This window comes from Streptomyces sp. NPDC093260 (genome assembly GCF_040683715.1).
GTDB classification, from domain to species: Bacteria; Actinomycetota; Actinomycetes; order Streptomycetales; family Streptomycetaceae; genus Streptomyces; species Streptomyces sennicomposti.
In genome coordinates this window covers 180,951-200,709 of record NZ_JBFBEK010000003.1, presented here as the reverse complement: position 1 = coordinate 200,709, position 19,759 = coordinate 180,951, and the positions used below count along the sequence as shown (strand labels likewise).

Annotated in this window: 16 protein-coding genes; 2 read left to right on the top strand and 14 right to left on the bottom strand. The window is 74.1% G+C overall.

The genetic code is table 11. From position 1 onward, the window contains the following. Positions 1–566 precede the first annotated feature (566 nt). The gene (locus tag AB0N63_RS05145; protein ID WP_009189186.1) at positions 567–1,259 is read right to left on the bottom strand and encodes a metal-dependent transcriptional regulator; all 693 of its coding nucleotides are present in this window, start codon (positions 1,257–1,259) and stop codon (positions 567–569) included. Positions 1,260–1,708: 449 nt separating this feature from the next. Here AB0N63_RS05145 and AB0N63_RS05140 point away from each other — a divergent pair, with 449 nt between their 5' ends. Continuing rightward, entirely contained in the window at positions 1,709–2,098 is a 390-nt protein-coding gene (locus AB0N63_RS05140) for a RidA family protein (protein WP_365524243.1), read from the top strand. Positions 2,099–2,151: 53 nt separating this feature from the next. On the opposite strand, the gene AB0N63_RS05135 is transcribed toward AB0N63_RS05140, so the two are convergent. From AB0N63_RS05135 to pdxH, 3 genes are all read right to left on the bottom strand, one after another. Next, a complete protein-coding gene (locus tag AB0N63_RS05135; protein WP_365524240.1) occupies positions 2,152–3,621 on the bottom strand; it encodes a PAS domain-containing protein in 1,470 nt (489 codons plus the stop codon). Positions 3,622–3,786: 165 nt separating this feature from the next. Next, positions 3,787–4,542: an SIS domain-containing protein gene (locus tag AB0N63_RS05130; RefSeq protein ID WP_365524238.1), complete on the bottom strand. Its 756-nt coding sequence runs from the start codon at positions 4,540–4,542 to the stop codon at positions 3,787–3,789. 104 nt (positions 4,543–4,646) lie between these two features. Continuing rightward, positions 4,647–5,324 (bottom strand): pyridoxamine 5'-phosphate oxidase, encoded by a 678-nt coding sequence (gene pdxH / locus AB0N63_RS05125; protein WP_365524234.1) that lies wholly within the window; start codon positions 5,322–5,324, stop codon positions 4,647–4,649. 302 nt (positions 5,325–5,626) lie between these two features. Between pdxH and AB0N63_RS05120 the strand changes: the two genes are divergently transcribed. Beyond that, positions 5,627–6,727: a citrate synthase 2 gene (locus AB0N63_RS05120; protein ID WP_365524770.1), complete on the top strand. Its 1,101-nt coding sequence runs from the start codon at positions 5,627–5,629 to the stop codon at positions 6,725–6,727. 40 nt (positions 6,728–6,767) lie between these two features. Here AB0N63_RS05120 and AB0N63_RS05115 read toward each other — a convergent pair whose 3' ends face one another. The 10 genes from AB0N63_RS05115 to AB0N63_RS05070 form a co-directional block, all read right to left on the bottom strand. Beyond that, entirely contained in the window at positions 6,768–7,796 is a 1,029-nt protein-coding gene (locus AB0N63_RS05115) for a 2-oxoglutarate and iron-dependent oxygenase domain-containing protein (RefSeq protein ID WP_365524231.1), read from the bottom strand. Positions 7,797–8,122: 326 nt separating this feature from the next. Beyond that, positions 8,123–8,734, bottom strand: coding sequence for a TetR/AcrR family transcriptional regulator (locus tag AB0N63_RS05110; RefSeq protein WP_365524228.1), 612 nt, complete (start codon positions 8,732–8,734; stop codon positions 8,123–8,125). Beyond that, positions 8,722–9,459: an enoyl-CoA hydratase family protein gene (locus AB0N63_RS05105; protein ID WP_365524225.1), complete on the bottom strand. Its 738-nt coding sequence runs from the start codon at positions 9,457–9,459 to the stop codon at positions 8,722–8,724. The genes AB0N63_RS05110 and AB0N63_RS05105 overlap by 13 nt, the downstream gene beginning before the upstream one ends. After that, positions 9,456–11,024 carry a 4-coumarate--CoA ligase family protein gene (locus AB0N63_RS05100; protein ID WP_365524222.1) on the bottom strand — a complete coding sequence of 523 codons (1,569 nt, stop codon included), beginning with the start codon at positions 11,022–11,024 and terminating at the stop codon, positions 9,456–9,458. The genes AB0N63_RS05105 and AB0N63_RS05100 overlap by 4 nt, the downstream gene beginning before the upstream one ends. Before the next feature lie 63 nt (positions 11,025–11,087). Then, positions 11,088–12,248 carry an acyl-CoA dehydrogenase family protein gene (locus AB0N63_RS05095; RefSeq protein ID WP_365524220.1) on the bottom strand — a complete coding sequence of 387 codons (1,161 nt, stop codon included), beginning with the start codon at positions 12,246–12,248 and terminating at the stop codon, positions 11,088–11,090. Between the two features lie 152 nt (positions 12,249–12,400). After that, on the bottom strand, positions 12,401–14,326 hold the full coding sequence (locus tag AB0N63_RS05090; RefSeq protein WP_365524217.1) for a biotin carboxylase N-terminal domain-containing protein: 1,926 nt from the start codon (positions 14,324–14,326) through the stop codon (positions 12,401–12,403). A 28-nt stretch (positions 14,327–14,354) separates the two neighbouring features. Then, positions 14,355–15,953, bottom strand: a complete 1,599-nt coding sequence (locus AB0N63_RS05085) for a carboxyl transferase domain-containing protein (RefSeq protein WP_365524215.1) — start codon at positions 15,951–15,953, stop codon at positions 14,355–14,357. Continuing rightward, entirely contained in the window at positions 15,950–17,650 is a 1,701-nt protein-coding gene (locus tag AB0N63_RS05080) for an acyclic terpene utilization AtuA family protein (protein ID WP_365524212.1), read from the bottom strand. Before AB0N63_RS05080 ends, AB0N63_RS05085 begins: the two co-directional genes overlap by 4 nt. Further along, a complete protein-coding gene (locus tag AB0N63_RS05075; protein ID WP_365524210.1) occupies positions 17,647–18,570 on the bottom strand; it encodes a TIGR03084 family metal-binding protein in 924 nt (307 codons plus the stop codon). Before AB0N63_RS05075 ends, AB0N63_RS05080 begins: the two co-directional genes overlap by 4 nt. A gap of 191 nt (positions 18,571–18,761) precedes the next feature. Continuing rightward, positions 18,762–19,742, bottom strand: coding sequence for an EamA family transporter (locus tag AB0N63_RS05070; protein WP_365524207.1), 981 nt, complete (start codon positions 19,740–19,742; stop codon positions 18,762–18,764). Between the last annotated feature and the right edge of the window lie 17 nt (positions 19,743–19,759).

Genomic DNA, 19,759 nt, shown 5'->3' with positions numbered 1-19,759 from the left:
CCCGGTCACGTCGATACGCCGCGCCATCGGTCCTGGCACCCCCCTGGTTCCGCTCCGGCCGCCGCTCGTCCGTCCCCGGACGGTCCGGCGGTCGGCCCTGTGAACCAACGTTCCGCTTGTCTCTCTGCCGTCGTGCGCCCTGCTCCGGACCGGACCGCGCGGGGCGGCCGGTCACCTCACCCGCAGGCTATCGAAAACCTTTTCGAAAGCACCCTTTTCCCAGCGAACACCCCACGTTCGAGTGACCCCGCCCCAGGAATGATCGCCGCCGTCGAGGGGAGATCTTCAACGGGAGGCGGACCACTCGGGGAAAAGGGGTCCGCGGGGAACGACCCTGAGAGCTCGGGGCTCCGGGTCGCACCAGGGGAGGACAGGCCCCGGCGCCGTACGGCGCCGGGGCCCTCCACACGTCTGCGGCACATCCTCCCCCACCCCTTCGGGTCATATGCCTCTCGCAACAGCCTCGCACGCGAGGCGCCGCGCCCGCTGCCCTTCGGCGCACTCGGCCCGCACCTCATCGCAGGCCCGGAACCGGGCGGAGAGACACCGGCCGGGGCCGGCTCCGCTCAGCGCTTGGCGACGAAGACGTGCGAGGCGGTCTCCGACTCCAGCTCGGCCGCCTCGCCGCCGCTGCCGACCAGCACCCCGCCGGGCGACTCCGTCACGCTGACCACCGAACCGGGCTGCACCCCCGCCCGCCGGAGCGTGTACATCAGCTGCGCGTCCGTCTGGATCGGCTCCCCGATCCGGCGCACGACGACCGTCTTGCCGTCGGAGCCCGGGTCGAGATCGGCCAGCGACACCATGCCCTCGTCCAGGAACGGGTTGGCGCCGTCGGCCTCGCCCAGCTCCTCCAGCCCCGGGATCGGGTTGCCGTACGGCGACTCGGTCGGGTGGCGCAGCAGCTCCAGCACCCGGCGCTCGACCGCCTCGCTCATCACGTGCTCCCAGCGACACGCCTCGGCGTGCACCTGCTCCCACTCCAGACCGATCACGTCGACCAGCAGACACTCGGCGAGCCGGTGCTTGCGCATGACGCGCGTGGCCAGCCGGCGGCCCTCGTCGGTCAGCTCCAGATGGCGGTCCGGCGCCACGGAGACCAGACCGTCGCGCTCCATCCGCGCCACCGTCTGGCTCACCGTCGGCCCGCTCTGGTCCAGCCGTTCGGCGATCCGGGCGCGCATGGGGACGACGCCTTCCTCCTCCAGTTCGAGGATGGTGCGGAGGTACATCTCCGTGGTGTCGATCAGTCCGGACATACGTGCCCCTCGATTACCTCTGCCGGCGGCTGGACGCCTCACCGGAGCGTGCGCTGGCCCTGGAGTCAATTCTGACGCATACCACCGACAACCGGAGCGCTCCGCCGAAAGAGGGGGCCGGAACAGGACGGAGCACGCAGAAGCAGACGACCCGCGAGCTGGGTCCCCCCGCCTGACGGCGGAGAAGCCGGCCGGACGTACCGGCAGCTCGCGGGTCGGGTGACTGCTTGGGACTGGGCCGGCCGCACGCGTCTGTCGCGCACTGGTCCGGCACCGCACAGGATGTGGTGACGGGCCGCTAGCCCGCAGCCACCTCACGCGTCCGGTTCTCATACATCTGCCGAACCACCTCCCTTCTCGTGTGCTCCACACCCTAAGAACCGTCCGGGCCGGGATCAACCGCTTTTTTTCCGGGACGCCCGCACGGCCGCGCCGCTACCGTTCCGCGCATGACGCAGCGATGGGTGGTGCTCAGCGGGTCGGTGTTCGAGGAGCGGATCGGGTACGCGCGCGCCGTGGTGGACGGGGAGTGGGTGCACGTGTCCGGGACGACCGGGTACGACTACGCGGCCATGACGATCTCCGAGGACGTGGTGGAGCAGGCCGAGCAGTGCCTGCGGAACATCGAAGCCGCGCTCGGGGAGGCCGGGTGCGGGTTCGAGGACGTGGTGCGGGTGCGGTACCTGCTGCCCGAGCGGGCGGACTTCGAGCCGTGCTGGCCGGTGCTGCGGCGGGTGTTCGGGCAGGTGCGGCCGGCGGCGACGATGATGGTGTGCGGGCTGGCGGACCCGGCGATGAAGATCGAGATCGAGGTGGACGCGCGCAGGCCGGGGGCGTGATCGCTTCCGCTGCTCCTCCCCGGCCCGCGGCTCGGGTCAGGGACGGGGCTCGGTCAGGGACGGGGCTCGTCGGCCAGGGTGGCCAGGTCCAGGGTGGTGGCGATGCGGGCGGCGACGTCCTCGGCGTAGGTCGTGTCGGGGCGTTCGAAGGGGGCGCGGCCCGAGGTGCGCAGGAAGGTGACGACGCCCAGGGTGCGGCCGCGGCTGCGCAGGACCGCGCACAGGGCGTGGACCGTGTCGGCCGGCCACTGGCGGGCCAGGGCCCAGTCGCGGGCCTGGTCGGGCGGTGCGGTGCCGACGGTGGCGCGGACGGAGCCGTTGCGTTCGGCGCACTGGAGGGCGGGGTGGCCGGGGCCGTAGCGGACGGGCAGGGCGGTGCGGCCGGTGCGCAGGCTGGGGCCGGGGCCGCCGGCCGGGGTGGCGGCGACGCGGACGAGGCGGGCCGGCGCGGCGGGGGCGTCGTCGGCGGGCGGGGTGGCGGGGGTGCTGCCGGCGGGGGCCGTGGTGTCGTCGGCGACGCGGTCGATGACGGCATGGTCGGCGAAGCCGGCGAGGGCGAAGTCGAGGTGGACGGTGGCGGCGTCGAGCGGGTCCTCGCACTCGGCGGCGGCGCGGGCGGCGCGGTGCAGCTGGTTGGTGCGGAACCGCAGCAGGGAGGCCTCCTGTTCGCCCTGCTTGGTACCGGTGACGTCGACGAACAGCCAGGCGACGCCGAGCGGCACGGGCTCCTCGGCCAGCGGTGAGGCGAGGCGGACGAAGCCGCTGCGCCAGCAGCGCCGCCGTTCGCCCTCCGGGGTGCGCACGCCGACCCAGATCTCGGCGGGCGCGGGCGGCGCGCCTTCGGCGAGGACGTGGGTGAGGGCGCATTCGAGTTCCTCGACGCCCTGGGAGAGCAGTTCGCCGAGCGGGCGGCCGAGGGCGGCGGCACGGCCGGTGCCGAGGGCGCGGGCGGCGTGGGCGTTGACGACGGCGGGGCGCAGGTCGGCGTCGACCAGGACGACGCCCCAGGAGGCGTCCTCGAAGAGGGCTTCGCTGAGCGCGATGGAGCGTTCGAGGTCGATCTGCGCGTGCACCTCGCTGAAGGCGCAGTACAGGCCCGCGGGGGTGCCGTCGGGGCCGCGGACGGCGGCGGACTGGGTGCGTACGAGGACGCGGCCGCCGTCCTTGGTGAGCAGGGCGAACTCGTGGACCTGGCGGCCGGGGGCGTGCATGGCGGCGAGCAGGCGGCGTTCGACGTCCTCGGCGTCGGCGCTGCGGACGGCCCAGCCGGCGAAGCCGCGCCGCCCGACGGCCTCGGCGGCGCTCCAGCCGAGGATGCGTTCGGCCTCGCGGTTCCAGTGGGTGACGACGCCGTCGGCGTCGAAGGCGCACAGGGCGGCGTCCATGCCGTCGAGGAGGGCGGCGAGCAGGTCGGAGCCGTCGGGGCCGGCGGGCGCGTCGCCGCACCCGGTTCGGCTCCGGTCCGGCTCGGGCTCTTCCGGCCCGAGTTCGTCGGTGGTCCCACTACGCCGGGAAGCACTCACCTGGACCCCCTGCAAGGCTGCGTCGGCGCGTTGTGCCGCGTCGGTTCACTCACTGGCCATCATTCAACTTGAACGTGACACAGCGCACACCGGATTCCCGCAAGTTGGGGGCACTTCTCGGCCGGTCCTTGGCCGCACGGCCCGGGCGGGGGCGGCGGGACGGGGTCAGCGGCGATAGAAGATCCGGTCGGCGTACTGGTCGAAGACGCGGGCGTTCCAGTCGTGGCCGCCGTCGACGTTGCCGGAGCGCAGCAGCGGGGGTTCGATGCCGCGGTCGGCGAGGGCGCCGGCGGCGGTGGCCACCACGGCCTGCATGAGGGCGGAGGTGACGACGGTGGAGGCGGGCGCGAAGGGCGCGGGGACGGTGTCGAGGGTGAGTTCGGCGTCGCCGACCGCGATCTTGGAGTCGAGGACGATGTCGCAGTGGTCCTTCAGGTACGTCCCGGAGACGTGCCGTGAGGTGGTCTGGGTGGCGTAGGCGACGGAGGTGACGCCGATGACCCTGATGCCGAGGGCTCGGGCGTTGAGGGCCATCTCGACGGGCAGGGCGTTGCGGCCGGACAGGGAGACGATCACGAGGGCGTCGCCGGACCGGATCGGGGAGCTGTCGAGGACGGCGGCGGCGAGTCCGTCGACGCGTTCCAGGGCGGAGCCGAGGGTGGCGGGCATGACGTCGACGCCGACGGCGCCGGGGACGGCGAGCAGGTTCATCAGGGCGAGGCCGCCGGCGCGGTAGACGACGTCCTGGGCGGCGAGGGAGGAGTGGCCGGCGCCGAAGGCGAAGAGGCGGCCGCCGTCGGCGACGGTGTCGGCGAGGAGGGTGCCGGCGGCCGTGATGGCGTCGGCCTCCTCGTCGCGGACCCGCTGGAGCAGGCCGATGGCCGCGTCGAAGAACTGGCCGGCGGGCGTACGGTCGCTCATGCGGGTTCCGTCCCTTCGGGGGGTGTCTGCACGTCGCGATCACGGTGAGGTCTGGACCACAGCCCTGTCAATACGGCCCACCCGCCGCCCCGGCGGAAGTCCCCTCAGGGGCTGAGCCGTTCCACCCGCCAGCCGCCGTCGGGTTCGGCGACGTAGCGCAGGCGGTCGTGGAGGCGGTTCTCGCGGCCCTGCCAGAACTCGACCGAGCGCGGCGCGACCCGGAAGCCGCCCCAGTGCGGCGGTACGGGGACCTGTTCGCCCTCGGGGTAGCGGCCGGCGAGTTCGGCGTAGGCGGCGTCGAGGGCGCCGCGGGTGGCGACCACCGTGGACTGGGCGCTGGCCCACGCGCCGAGCTGGGAGCCGTGCGGGCGGGTGCGGAAGTAGGCGGCGGTCTCGTCGCGGCCGGTGCGGCGGGCGAGGCCCTGGACGATGACCTGGCGGGCCATCGGGTGCCAGGGGAAGAGCAGCGAGACGTACGGGTTCTCGGCGAGGTCGCGGGCCTTGCGGGAGTCGTAGTTGGTGTAGAAGACGAAGCCCCGTTCGTCGAAGCCCTTGAGCAGGACCGTGCGGGAGCTGGGGCGGCCCTGGGCGTCCGCCGTGGAGACGATCATGGCGTTGGGCTCGAAGAGGTGGCCCTCGGCGGCGGCCTGCTGGAACCAGTGGGCGAACTGCGCCACGGGCGTGTCGGCCAGGTCGGCCTCGGTGAGGCCCTCGTGCCGGTAGTGCTTGCGCATGGCGGCGAGGTCGAGGGACGCGGATTCTCCGGCTGCTCGGTCGGTCACGCGGTCATCTTGCCGTATGGGAGGCCCGAGGCCCCCGGGTGTCCTTCGTCACTGCGTGGCACCGAGTGCCGCGTACTCTCCCCAACGGTGGCACTCGGGGATATCGTGCTGCTGCCGCACCGGTTGGGTGAGCCCCGACCGCACGGGGCACACAAGGGATGACCGCCCCGGACCGCGAGCCGCAGGACACGGCCGCGGAGCCGTACCGGCGGGCGCGCACGCAGATCCGCTTCCGTACCTCCGACGGCCTGGCCGTCGCCCCCACCGCACCATCTGCCGCACAGACCACGAGGAGCCGCCTGATGTCCGACTTCGTACCCGGGCTAGAGGGAGTCGTCGCGTTCGAGACGGAGATCGCCGAACCGGACAAGGAGGGCGGCGCCCTCCGTTACCGGGGCGTCGACATCGAGGAGCTGGTGGGCCACGTCTCCTTCGGCCATGTGTGGGGGCTGCTCGTCGACGGCGCCTTCAACCCCGGGCTGCCGCCGGCCGAGCCGTTCCCGATCCCGGTGCATTCGGGTGACATCCGGGTGGACGTGCAGTCGGCGCTGGCCATGCTGGCCCCCGTGTGGGGGCTGAAGCCGCTGCTGGACATCGACGCCGAGCAGGCCCGCGACGACCTGGCGCGGGCGGCCGTGATGGCGCTGTCGTACGTGGCGCAGTCGGCGCGCGGGCAGGGGCTGCCGATGGTGCCGCAGCGCGAGATCGACAAGGCGAACTCCATCACCGAGCGGTTCATGATCCGCTGGCGCGGCGAGCCCGACCCCAAGCACGTGGCGGCCGTGGACGCCTACTGGTCCTCCGCCGCCGAGCACGGCATGAACGCCTCCACCTTCACCGCCCGCGTCATCGCCTCCACCGGTGCGGACGTGGCCGCCGCCCTGTCGGGCGCGGTGGGCGCGATGTCCGGCCCGCTGCACGGCGGCGCGCCCTCCCGGGTGCTCGGCATGATCGAGGAGATCGAGCGGACCGGCGACGCGGTGGGTTATGTGAAGCGGACCCTGGACCGCGGCGAGCGGCTGATGGGCTTCGGCCACCGGGTGTACCGGGCGGAGGACCCGCGCGCGCGGGTGCTGCGGCGGACCGCGAAGGAGCTGGGCGCGCCGCGGTTCGAGGTGGCCGAGGCGCTGGAGAAGGCGGCGCTGGAGGAGCTGCACAACCGCCGCCCGGACCGGGTGCTGGCCACGAACGTGGAGTTCTGGGCGGCGATCATGCTGGACTTCGCCCAGGTGCCGGCGCACATGTTCACGTCGATGTTCACCTGCGCCCGTACCGCGGGCTGGTCGGCGCACATCCTGGAGCAGAAGCGCACCGGCCGCCTGGTGCGGCCCTCGGCCCGCTACATCGGCCCGGGTCCGCGCAGCCCGCGCGAGGTGGCGGGCTACGAGGACATCGCGCACTGACCGTACGCACCGGCGCGCGTGCCTGACAGGTCCGCGGGTGTCACGCGGGGCTGAGCAGCTCCGCGTGGTGCCGGCGGGCGACCAGGGGGTGGGCGCGCAGCTTGCCCTTCAGTTCGTTGTAGCCGTACTCGGCGAACAGCGGGTTGTCCGGGTCGTCGGTGACGCCGGGCGCGGCGGCGGCGTGCGGGAAGGGCAGCGGGGCCACCCGGGCGTCCAGGCGCGGGTTGTAGAAGAAGGGCACGGAGAACCGCTCGGTGGCGCCGGGCGGGGAGACCACGCGGTGGTTGGTGGCCAGCAGGTAGCCGTTGGTGGCCACCTCCAGCAGTTCGCCGAGGTTGACGACGAACGCGCCCGGGATCGGCGGCACGTCGTGGAAGAGGCCGTCCTCGCGCTGCACCTGGAGGCCGCCGATCCCGTCCTGGAGCAGCAGGGTGAGGAAGCCGTAGTCCTTGTGCGCGCCGACGCCCTGGCCGGTGCCGTCGTCGGCGCTGCCGGGGTAGCGGACGAGTTTGAGCTGCGGGTGGGCGTGCGCGCCGAAGACCGGGTCGTAGAAGTCGGCGGGGGCGCCGATGGCGGTGAGCAGTTCGTGCAGCAGCCTGCGGGCGACGGCGCTGAGCCGGTCGATCCAGTGCAGGGCGGCGGTGCGCAGTCCGGGCAGGGCGGCCGGCCACTGGTTGGGGCCCTGGAGCCACCAGTAGGCGGGCTCGCCGGGGGCGGGGACGCGGGCGGGCCGTTCGGCGCCTATGTCGAGCTGGTCGCGCCAGTCGCGGGCACCGCCGGTGCGTTCGTCGCCGGTGCGGGTGTAGCCGCGGAAGTGCGGGGAGTGCACGTTGTCCAGGGCGAGGCGGTCGGCCTCGGGCAGCCGGAAGAAGGCGTGCATGGCGGTGAGCAGGGCGTCGGTCTCGGCCTGGGTGACGCCGTGCCCGACGAGCTGGAAGAAGCCCACGTCGTGGGCGGCGCTGTGCAGTTGGGCGTGCAGCAGGCCCCGCGCCCGGGGGCCGCGGTCGGCCGCGCCGAGGTCGATGACGGGCAGCTGCTGGTACGACGGGTTCGTCGCCGTGTGGGTCATGAGGAGTCCGCGGGGTGTACGGGGGTCCGGGCCGCCGTCGTCGTGGGTGGGCGGGCGGCCGCGGAGACCGGGGTGGGAGAGACCGGGTGGGCCGGGTGTGCCGGTGGGGGCGCGCGGCTCGGGCGCCGCGGCGGCGAGGGACGGCAGAAGGTCCCTGGGGTGGGGTCAGGCGGAGCGCCGACAGCCCATGCTCGTGACGCGCCCGTAGTCCACGTGGCGGCGTCGGACGAGCATCGCAGGCATGCGCACAGGTTACTGCGGCCCGGCCGCTACCGGTGCGGCCCGGTTCACGTTTTCTCGCACGCTCTTACGCGGCGTCCCGGTGCTCAGCCGAGGGCCTTGTCGAGGAGCGCGGCCCATTGGGCGACGACGCCTTCGCGGCGGGCGCTGTCGTCGGTGAGGAGGTTGGCCAGACCCAGGCCGCGGGCCATGTCGAGGAAGCCCTGGACGGTCTCGCGGACGCCGGGACGGGACTCGTCGGCGCCGAGCAGCTCCACGGCTATGCGGTGGGACTCGCGGCCGACACGGGCCTCCAGCTCGGTGACGCGGGGGCGCAGCTGGTCCTCGTCACAGGCGGCCACCCACAGGTGCAGGGCGGCGCGGAAGAGGGGGCCGGTGTAGAGGCCGACGAGGGCGGCGACGACGGCCCGGCGGTCGCCGGCCGGGCCCTTGCCGCCCTGCGGGAACAGGGCGGTGAGGGCGGTGGAGCGTTCCTCGGCGACGTACTCGACGGCTGCGGTGAACAGGTCCTCGCGGGTGGGGAAGTGATGCTGCGCGGCGCCTCGGGAGACGCCGGCGCGCTCGGCGACGACGGACACCGTGGAGCCCGCCCAGCCGTGCTCGGCGAGGCAGGCCACGGCGGCCTCCAGCAGCCGCTGCCGGGTGGCGCGGCTGCGGTCCTGCTTGGGGCGGCGGTCGGCTGCGGTCACAGCACCCATGCGGCATCCCGTCGTTCGAGGAAGGCCGTCATCCCCTCCCTGGCCTGGTCGGAGCTGAACAGCCGCGCCGAGAGCGCGGTCAGGTCGGCCGCCTCCCGGTCGATGGTCTCCAGCACCTTAGCCGTGAGCAGCCGTTTCGTCTCGGCCAGGCCCTGCGGCGAGGCCTTGCGCAGTCCGTCCAGGACGGGGGCGAGGACGGCGTCCACGTCGTCGCCGGCGGCGGTGAGCAGACCGACGCGTACGGCCTCGGCGGCGTCGAAGCGCTCGCCGGTGAGGTGGTGGCGGGCGACGGCGCGCGGGTCGGCGCGGGGCAGCACGGTCATCGAGATCACGGCGGGCGCCACCCCGATGCGCGCCTCGGTGAAGGCGAAGGTGGCCGTGGTGGCCGCGACGGTGATGTCGCAGGCGGCCAACAGCCCCAGGCCGCCGGCGCGGACGTGCCCGGTGACGCGGGCGACGACGGGCTTGGGCAGGGCCACGATCTGCCGCAGCAGCGCGACCAGCGCCTCCGGGTCGGGAGGATCGCGCAGGTCGGCCCCGGCGCAGAAGGTGGTGCCGCTGTGGGTGAGCACGACGGCCCGTACGTCGCCGTCCTCGCCGCACTCGGCGAGCGCGGCGGCGAGGGCGCCGACCAGGGCGGCGGACAGCGCGTTGCGGGTGGCGGCCGAGTCCAGGCTGAGGGTCTCGATGCCGCGGACGCGGTCGCGGCCGACGAGGGCGGTCATGGGCGCTCCCTGAGCCGGCGGCGCAGGATCTTGCCGGAGACGGCGCGCGGCACGGCGTCGATGAAGGTGACCTTGCGGACGCGTTTGTAGGGGGCGACGCGTTCGGCGACGTACGCCGTCACGTCCGCCTCGGTCAGCCCGTCGGCACCGGCGCGGCGGACGACGTGGGCGTGCGGGATCTCGTTGCCGTCGTCGTCCGTCCCGCCGATGACGGCGGCGTCGGCGACGGCGGGGTGGGTGAGCAGCAGGGCCTCCAGTTCGGCGGGGGCCACCTGGTAGCCCTTGTACTTGATGAGTTCCTTGACGCGGTCCACGACGAAGAGCCAGCCGTCGGCGTCGACGTGGCCGACGTCCCCGGTGTGCAGCCAGCCGTCGCCGTCGATCATGGCGGCGGTGGCGTCGGGACGGCCGAGGTAGCCCTTCATGACCTGGGGGCCGCGGATGAGGATCTCGCCGGGCTCGCCCACGCCGAGGTCGGTTGCGGGGTCGTCGAGGGAGACGATCCGCATCTCGGTGCCGGCGATGAGCCTGCCGACGGTGCCGGGCGGGGCCTTCTCCAGGGCGTCGGGCGGGGTGACGTGGGTGCCCGGGGACAGTTCCGTCATGCCGTAGGCCTGGCCGACCGGCGGCAGGCCGAGCCGCCGGGAGCAGGCGGCGGCGAGTCCGGCGTCCAGCGGGGCGGCCGCGCTGATGACGTACTTCAGCGAGGACAGGTCGTAGCCGTCCACCGCCGGGTGCTTGGCGAGGGCGAGGACGATCGGCGGGGCGACGTACAGGCCGGTGATGCGGTGGTTCTGGATCGCGGCGAGGAAGGTCTCCAGCTCGAAGCGGGGCAGGACGACGACGGTGGCGCCCTTGCGCAGGGGCGCGTTCATCAGCGCGGTCAGGCCGTAGATATGGAAGAACGGCAGGACGGCGAGGATGCGTTCGCCGGGCCCGGAGGTGATCGCCGGGTCCAGTTGCGCGAGGTTGGTGGCGATCTGCCGGTGGGTGAGCATGACGCCCTTGGGGACGCCGGTGGTGCCCGAGGAGTACGGGAGGGCCGCGACGTCCGCCGCCGGATCGACGGCGACGGACGGTTCGGGCGCGGTGGAGGCGACCATGTCGAGCAGCGAGCGGTGCCCCGGCGCGCTGTCGCAGACGAGGATCTCCTGGATGCCGCCCGCGAGTTCGGCGGCCCGGCGCGCCGCCGGGAGCAGCGGCGAGACGGTGACGATCCAGCGGGCCGCCGAGTCCGTGAGCTGTTTGGCCACTTCCTCGGGGGTGGCGAGGGGGTGGACGGTGGTGACCGTGGCGCCCGCGCGGGTGGCCGCGTAGAACGCGATCGGGAACGCCACGGTGTTGGGGCTGTGCAGGGCGAGGACGTCGCCCTTGCGTACGCCGGCTTCGGCGAGCGCGGCGGCGACGCGGCGGTGGAAGCGGTCCACCTGTGCGTAGGTGAGGGTGGTGCCGTCCGTGCCGTCGATCAGTGCGGGCGCGTCGCCGAACTCGGCGGCGTGTCCCAGGACGGCGTCGTGGATGGGCAGTTCCACTGCCGGAACGTCTGCGTACGCGCTGCGGAACACGGTTCCTCCTCACCCCGCCGGCCGGCGGGTGGGTACGGAGCGGTGCGGGTCAGGCGGTGCGGGTCAGTACGACTTGGGCAGGCCCAGGCTCTGGTGGGAGACGTAGTTCAGAATCATCTCCCGGCTCACCGGCGCGATGCGAGCCACGCGCGCGGCCGTTATCAGCGAGGCGAGTCCGTACTCGCGGGTGAGGCCGTTGCCGCCGAGGGTGTGCACGGCCTGGTCGACGGCGTTCACACACGCCTCCCCGGCCGCGTACTTGGCCATGTTGGCGGCCTCGCCCGCGCCGACGTCGTCGCCCGCGTCGTAGAGGTGGGCGGCCTTCCGCATCATCAGGCGGGCCAGTTCGAGGTCGATGTGGGCGCGGGCCAGCGGGTGGGCGACGGCCTGGTGGGCCCCGATGGGGGTCTTCCACACGGTGCGCTCACGGGCGTAGTCGAGGGCGCGGCCGAGCGCGTAGCGGCCCATGCCGATCGCGAAGGCGGCCGTCATGATGCGCTCGGGGTTGAGGCCCGCGAACAGCTGGAGGAGTCCCGCGTCCTCGTCCCCGACGAGCGCGTCGGCGGGCAGCCGGACGTCGTCCAGCACCAGCTCGAACTGCTTCTCGGCGGCGTTCAGTTCCATGTCGATCGGGTTGCGCCGGAAGCCCTCGGTGTCCGGCGGGACGATGAACAGGCACGGCTTGAGGCGGCCGGTGCGGGCGTCCTCGGTGCGGCCGACGATCAGGACGGCGTCGGCGATGTCCACGCCGGAGATGAACACCTTGCGGCCGGTGAGCAGCCAGTCGTCGCCGTCGCGGCGGGCGGTGGTGGTGATGCGGTGCGAGTTGGAGCCGGCGTCGGGCTCGGTGATGCCGAAGGCCATGGTGCGGGTGCCGTCGGCGATGCCGGGCAGCCAGGCGCGCTTCTGCTCCTCGGTCCCGAAGCGGGCGATGACGGTGCCGCAGATCGCCGGTGACACCACCAGCATGAGGAGCGGGCTGCCCGCGGCGCCCAGCTCCTCCAGGACTATGGAGAGTTCGGTGACGCCGCCACCGCCTCCGCCGTACTCCTCGGGGAGGTTGACGCCGAGGTAGCCGAGCTTGCCCGCCTCCGCCCAGAGTTCTGTCGGGTGGCGGCCTTCGGCGACGGTGCGGGTGATGTAGTCGCGACCGTAACGCTTGCCCAGTGCGGCTACCGCCGCGCGGAGGTCTTTCTGCTCTTCGGATTCGATGACGGGGTTCATGTGGTCTCCCGGGTGCGGCTCTGTCCGTGGCTGGTCGCGCAGTTCCTCGCACCCCTTCGGGGGGTGGGCCGGCGTCGCCCTGTGCGTGCGGGTTGTTCGTGGGTGCTCGCGCTGACGCGCGGAGCCGCGGATCGGCTGGGTCCCGCGGCCCCTCAGGGGGCGTTTTCCGCCACCACGGCCAGCAGGGCGCCGACCTCCACCTGTCGGCCCGGGGTGGCGTGCAGGGTCGTCAACGTGCCTGTGGTGGGGGCTGTGATCTTGTGTTCCATCTTCATCGCCTCCAGCCAGAGCAGGGGCTGGCCGGCCTCGACCCGGGCGCCCTCGGTCAGGCCCTCGGCGACTCGGACGACCGTGCCCGGCATGGGGGCGGTCAGGGAGCCGGGGGCGCGCCCGGCGACCGGGGCGGGGAAGCGGGGCAGGGCGGTGAGGGCGGTGCCGCCCACGTGCACCTGGTCGCCGTAGCGGGCCACCTCGAACCGGCGCCGGACGCCGCCCGCTTCGAGGACGACCAGGTGCGCGCCCGCGTGCACGACGCGTACGTCGTCGGTGTCGGCGGCGAGGCCTTCGCGGGTGTGCCGGTAGCGGGCCTCGTGTTCCTCGCCCGCCATCAGGTAGCGCTTGGTCTGCGGCTGGGAGGGCACGTTGCGCCAGCCGCCGAAGCGGGACCGGCCGCAGGCGTCGGCGAGCGCGGCCGCCAGCGGGGCGTACGGGTCGGGGGTGGGCTCGGTCAGCTCGGCGAGGTGGCGGTCGTAGAAGCCGGTGTCCATGCGGGCGGACGCGAACTCCGGGTGCCTGAGCGAGCGCACCAGCAGGTCGCGGTTGGTGACCGGGCCGTGCACGGCGGCCCGTTCCAGGGCCCCGGCGAGCCTGCGCAGCGCCTCCGCGCGCGTGGCGGCGTGGGCGACGACCTTGGCGAGCATCGGGTCGTAGTGGACGCCGATGGTGTCGCCGTCGCCGTAGCCGGTGTCCAGGCGGACGCCGTCGGGGACGGCGAGGCGGTGCAGGACGCCGGTCTGCGGGGCCCAGTCGCGGGCGGGGTCCTCGGCGTACAGGCGGGCCTCGATGGCGTGTCCGCGCGCGGGCGGCGGTGCGCTCGCCAGCGCGTGGCCCTCGGCGACGCCGAGCTGGAGGGCGACCAGGTCGATGCCGAACACGGCCTCGGTGACGGGGTGTTCGACCTGGAGGCGGGTGTTCATCTCAAGGAAGTGCGCCCGCCCGTCGGCGACCAGGAACTCCACGGTGCCGGCGCCGACGTAGTCGACGGCGCGGGCGGCGCGCACGGCCAGCTCGTACAGCTCGGCGGTGAGGGGTCCGGCCAGGCCGGGCGCCGGGGCCTCCTCGATCACCTTCTGGTGGCGGCGCTGGAGGGAGCAGTCGCGGGTGCCGAGCGGCCACACGGTGCCGTGCGCGTCGGCGAGGATCTGCACCTCGACGTGGCGGCCGCCCTCGACGTAGGGCTCGGTGAACACCTCGCCGTCACCGAAGGCGCTCGCCGCCTCCGCGCGCGCGGCGGCCAGTTCCGCGTCCAGCTCTTCGAGGCGCCGCACGACGCGCATCCCGCGGCCGCCGCCGCCCGCCGCCGCCTTCACCAGCACCGGCAGATCGGCCTCGGTGACCTCCTTCAGGGGCTCGATGCCCATGAGCTGCTTGGCGCGGGTCTTGGACGCCATCGCCTCGATGGCCTCCGGCGGCGGCCCGATCCACACCAGGCCCGCGTCCAGGACGGCGCGGGCGAAGCCGGCGTTCTCGGACAGGAAGCCGTAGCCGGGGTGCACGGCGTCCGCTCCGGCCGCGAGCGCCGCCTTCACGATCAGGTCGCCGCGCAGATACGTCTCGGCGGGCGTGGCTCCCGGCAGGCGTACGGCGGCGTCGGCCACGCGCGCGTGCAGGGCGCCCGCGTCGGCGTCCGAGTGCACGGCGACCGTGCGGATGCCCAGGTCGCGGCAGGTGCGGAAGACGCGGCAGGCGATCTCGCCGCGGTTGGCGACCAGGACGGTCGAGATCGCCGTGTCCCGCGGGGTCGCGAGGTCCGTCGATGTCCTGGGGTCCGCCGGGATCGCGGAGTCCGTCGGCGTCATGGGGTTCGTCCTCACTTGTGTCGCTCCCTCACATCCGGAAGACGCCGAAGCCGCCGCGCGCGCCCTCGAAGGGGGCGGTGTGGATCGCGGACAGGCACAGACCGAGGACGGTGCGGGTGTCGCGCGGGTCGATGACACCGTCGTCGTACAGCCGCCCCGACAGGAACATCGGCAGCGACTCCGACTCGATCTGCTGTTCGACCATGGCGCGGAGCGCCGCGTCCGCCTCGTCGTCGTAGGGGTGCCCCTTGGCCGCCGCCGACTGCCGGGCGACGATCGACAGCACGCCGGCGAGCTGCTGGGGGCCCATCACGGCGGACTTGGCGCTCGGCCAGGCGAACAGGAAGCGCGGGTCGTAGGCGCGGCCGCACATGCCGTAGTGCCCGGCGCCGTAGGAGGCGCCCATGAGGACGGACAGGTGCGGGACGCGCGAGTTGGAGACGGCGTTGATCATCATCGCGCCGTGCTTGATGATGCCGCCCTGCTCGTACTCTCGGCCGACCATGTAGCCGGTGGTGTTGTGCAGGAACAGCAGCGGGATGTCGCGCTGGTTGGCGAGCTGGATGAACTGCGCCGCCTTCTGCGACTCGGCGCTGAACAGGACGCCCCGCGCGTTGGCGAGGATGCCGACCGGATAGCCGTGCAGGCCCGCCCACCCGGTCACCAGGCTCGTCCCGTACAGCGGCTTGAACTCGTCGAAGTCGGAGCCGTCCACGATCCGGGCGATGACCTCGCGCGGGTCGAAGGGGACTTTCAGATCGCCGGGCACTATGCCGAGAAGCTCCCCGCCGTCGTATGCGGGCGGTTCGGCGAAGGGCGGATCGGGACGGGCCTTGCGGTGGTTGAGGCGGGCGACGACGCGGCGCGCCTGGCGCAGCGCGTCCCGCTCGTCCACGGCGAAGTAGTCGGCGAGACCGGACACGCGCGCGTGCATCTCGGCGCCGCCGAGGGACTCGTCGTCGCTCTCCTCACCGGTGGCCATCTTCACCAGCGGCGGCCCGCCGAGGAACACCTTGGCACGCTCCTTGACCATGATCACGTGGTCGGACATGCCGGGGACGTAGGCGCCGCCCGCGGTGGAGTTGCCGAAGACGACGGCGACGGTCGGGATGCCGGCCGCCGACAGCCGGGTGAGGTCGCGGAAGACGGCCCCGCCCGGGATGAAGATCTCCTTCTGGGAGGGCAGATCGGCGCCGCCGGACTCCACCAGGCTGATGCAGGGCAGCCGGTTGGCGAGCGCGATGTCGTTGGCGCGCAGGGCCTTCTTCAGGCTCCACGGATTGCTGGCCCCGCCGCGCACGGTCGGGTCGTTGGCGGTGATCAGGCACTCGACGCCCTCGACCACCCCGATCCCGGTGACCAGCGACGCCCCGACGGTGTAGTCGCTGCCCCAGGCGGCCAGCGGCGACAGCTCCAGGAACGGCGTGTCGGGGTCGAGCAGCAGCTCGACGCGCTCGCGGGCGAGGAGCTTGCCGCGCCCCCGGTGCCGTTCGACGTACTTGGGGCCGCCGCCCGCGAGCGCCTTGGCGTGCTCGGCCTCCAGCCCGGCGAGCCTGGCGAGCATGGCCTCGCGGTTGGCGCGGTAGTCGGGGGAGTTCACGTCCAGGGCGGTGGGAAGGACCGTCACAGCAGCACCTCCGGTATGTCCAGGTGGCGGGAGCGCAGCCACTCCCCGAGGGCCTTGGCCTGCGGATCGAAGCGGTGCTGGGCGGCGACGCCCTCGCCGAGGATCCCCTCGACGACGAAGTTCAGGGCGCGCAGATTCGGCAGCGCGTGCCGGGTCACGGTCAGCGTCCGGCTCTCCGGGACCAGCTGCCGGAACCGGTCGGCGGTCAGTTCGTGGGCCAGCCACCGCCAGGCGTCCCGCGACCGCGCCCATACGCCGACGTTGGCGTCGCCGCCCTTGTCCCCGCTGCGCGCCCCGGCGACCAGCCCGAGGGGCGCCCTGCGCACGGGCCCGGCCGGCAGCGGCTCCGGCAGCGCCGGCCCGGACACGTCCGCCAGGACACGCCCCTGCGGGGCGGGCGGTACGGCGACACGCCGGCCGTCGGGAAGGACGGCTACGTGCTCGACGGCGTCCTGGGGGACGTGGGCGGCCTCGAAGACGCCGTAGGGAGCGCCCTTGCCGGGCGGGGCGAGGACGTGGAAGCCGGGGTAGCCGGCGAGCGCCAGCTCGATGGCGGCCCCGCTGAAGGCGCGGCCCACGGCCTTTGGGTCCTGGTCCCGGACGACCAGCCGGAGCAGGGCGCTCGCGCACTCCTCGGTGTCGGCGTCGGGCCGGTCGGTGCGCACCAGGTCCCAGCGGACCTCGGCGGGCGGCGACTCGGCCGCGTCGAACGCGTCCCGCATCTGCTGCCGTACCAGAGCGGCCTTGTCCTCGACGCCGAGGCCGGTGAGGACGAAGGTGACCTCGTTGCGGAAGCCGCCGAGGCGGTTGAGCCCGACCTTCAGGGTCGGCGGCGGGGCCTCCCCGCGCACCCCCTCGATCCGCACCCGGTCCGGCCCCTCCTGGCTCAGCCGCACGGTGTCCAGCCGCGCGGTGACATCGGGACCGGCGTAACGTGCGCCGCCCGTCTCGTACAGGAGCTGCGCCGTGACCGTGCCGACGTCCACGACGCCGCCGGTGCCGGGATGCTTGGTGACGACGCAGCCGCCGTCCTCGTGGATCTCGGCGAGCGGGAAGCCGGGGCGGCGCAGCCGGTCGAGGCCGTGCTCGGCGAAGAAGGCGTAGTTGCCGCCGGTGGCCTGCGCGCCGCACTCCAGCACATGCCCGGCGACGACGGCGCCGGCCAGCCGGTCGTAGTCGTCCGGCCGCCAGCCGAACCGGGCGGCGGCCGGACCGGTGACCAGAGCGGCGTCGGTGACGCGTCCGGTGACGACGATGTCCGCGCCGGCCCGCAGGCACTCGGCGATGCCGAAGCCGCCGAGGTAGGCGTGGGCGGCGAGGGCGCCCGGGTGAGCGGCGGTGCGGTCGTCGCCCTCGACGTGGGCGACGCGCACCGGGACGCCGAGCCGTCCGGCCAGCTCGCGCACCCGCTCGGCGAGCCCGGCGGGGTTGAGTCCGCCCGCGTTGGCGACGATCCGCACCCCGCGCTCATGGGCGAGCCCGAGGCACTCCTCCAGCTGGCGCAGGAAGGTGCGGGCGTATCCGGCGGCGGGGTCCTTGAGCCGGTCCCGGCCGAGGATGAGCATGGTCAGCTCGGCGAGGTAGTCCCCGGTGAGGACGTCCAGCTCCCCGCCGGTGAGCATCTCGCGCATGGCGTCGAACCGGTCGCCGTAGAAGCCGGAGGCGTTGCCGATGCGGAGGATGTCCCGCGAGGTCACGAGGCGCCCTCCTCGGGCGTGGGCGCGGCTTCGAAGGGGTGCTCAGGGGTGAGTGCGGGCCCGGAGGCGGGGGCGGCGGTGGGGGCCGTCTCGTCGGAGGTGGGCTCGGCCTCCGTCGCACGGCCGTACCCGGTCCCCGTCCGGGGCGGGCGACCGGTGCCGGGCGGGCCGGCGAAGGCCTGTGCGATGTCCAGCCAGCGGTCGGCGTCAGGGCCCTCGGCGCGTACGGCGAGGTCGGCGCGGTGGGCGCGCTGGGTGACCAGCAGACAGAAGTCGAGGGCGGGCCCGGTCACCCGCTGGGCGGCGTCCTCGGGCCCGTACGACCACAGCGCGCCGGACGGCGCGACGACCTCCACCCGGAACTCCTCGCCGGGCGCGGGCAGCCCCCGCACCCCGAACGCGAAGTCCCGCGCCCGCACCCCGATGCGCACCACGTGCCGGAGCCGGTCCGTGGGAGTGCGCACCACGCCGAGGGCGTCGGCCACGTCCTGCCCGTGGGCCCAGGTCTCCATCAGCCGCCCGGTGGCCATGGAGGCCGCCGACATGGGCGGCCCGTACCAGGGGAACCGCGCACCGGGCGCGGATTCCCGCAGCGCACGGTCCAGGGCTGCCCGCCCCTCCCGCCACCGCGCCAGCAACTCCTCCGGCGGCAGCGCGGCCCCCTCCTCGGCCCCTTCGTCCACGAAGGAGCCGGGCGCGGCGAGCGCCTTCTCCACCAGCGCGCGGAACTGCTCGGGCTCGGTGACGGCGAGGAACGCGGAACGGTCGGTCCAGGCGAGGTGGGCGATCTGGTGCGCGACGCTCCACCCGGGCGCGGGCGTCGCCAGCCCCCACCGCTCGGCCCCCGCCCCGGCCACCAGCCGGTCGAGTTCCTCGCTCTCGTCACGCAGATCATCGAACACGAGCGTCGGTTCGGACATGGGGGGAGCATGGCAGCGCCGGTCAAAACAATCAAGCACGCTTGCATGAATCAGGCCGGAAGAAAACGCCGCCGGCCTGTCACCGACGGCGACCGAGGGGCACGACGGCACGAGGGCCCCGGCGGAACGGCGCGCAGCGCCACGGCCGGGGGAACACGCGGCGAGGCAGCCCGCGATCCGCGCCCCGCGCGTCACGCCTCCGGCACCGCCCGCTTCCCCCGTCCCCGGCCCACCTGGGTCCTGACCGCGCCCATGCTCGCTGCGATGACCAGGGCGATGGCGACACCCTCGGCCGGGGAGAGGGACTGGTTCAGGACGAGGAAGCCGGCGGTGGCGGCGAGGGCCGGTTCCAGGCTCATGAGGATGGCGAAGGTGGGCGCGGGCAGGCGGCGCAGGGCGAGCAGTTCGAGGGTGTAGGGCAGGACGGAGGACAGCAGCGCCACCGCCGCGCCCAGCGCGAACGTCGTCGGGTCGGCGAGCTTCGTCCCCGACTCGGCGATCCCGAGCGGCAGGAACAGCACCGCGCCGACCGCCATCGCCAGGGCCAGCCCGTCGGCCTGCGGGAACCGCCGCCCGGTACGCGCGCTGAAGACGATGTACGCCGCCCACATCGCGCCCGCCCCCACCGCGAAGGCGGCGCCGACCGGATCGAGGCCGCCGAACCCTCCGCCGCCCAGCAGGAAGACACCCGCCAGGGCCAGGGCCGCCCAGAGCGCGTTGACCGCCCGCCGCGAGGCCAGGACGGACAGGGCGAGCGGACCGAGGACCTCCAGGGTGACGGCCGGGCCGAGCGGGATACGGGCGACGGACTGGTAGAAGAGGCCGTTCATCGCCGCCATCACGACACCGAACACCACGACCGTCCCCCAGTCGGCGCGCGAGTGGCCGCGCAGCCGGGGGCGGCAGACCACCAGCAGCACGATCGCCGCCACCAGCAGCCGCAGGCTCACCACACCGAGCGCGCCCGCGCGCGGCATCAGCGTCACGGCCAGCGCGCCGCCGAACTGCACGGAGACGCAGCCGCCGAGCACCAGCCCGACCGGCCCGAGCGCCCCGAACCGCCCGCCGCCCGCCGCCCCTCCGGCCTGCGGGGCGGAAGGGACGGCCGGGTCCGCGGCGGGGGCCGCGTGGACGGACGGAAGATCGGTGCCGGGGCTGCTCGGGGTGCTCACAGGGCGGTCCAGGGGGC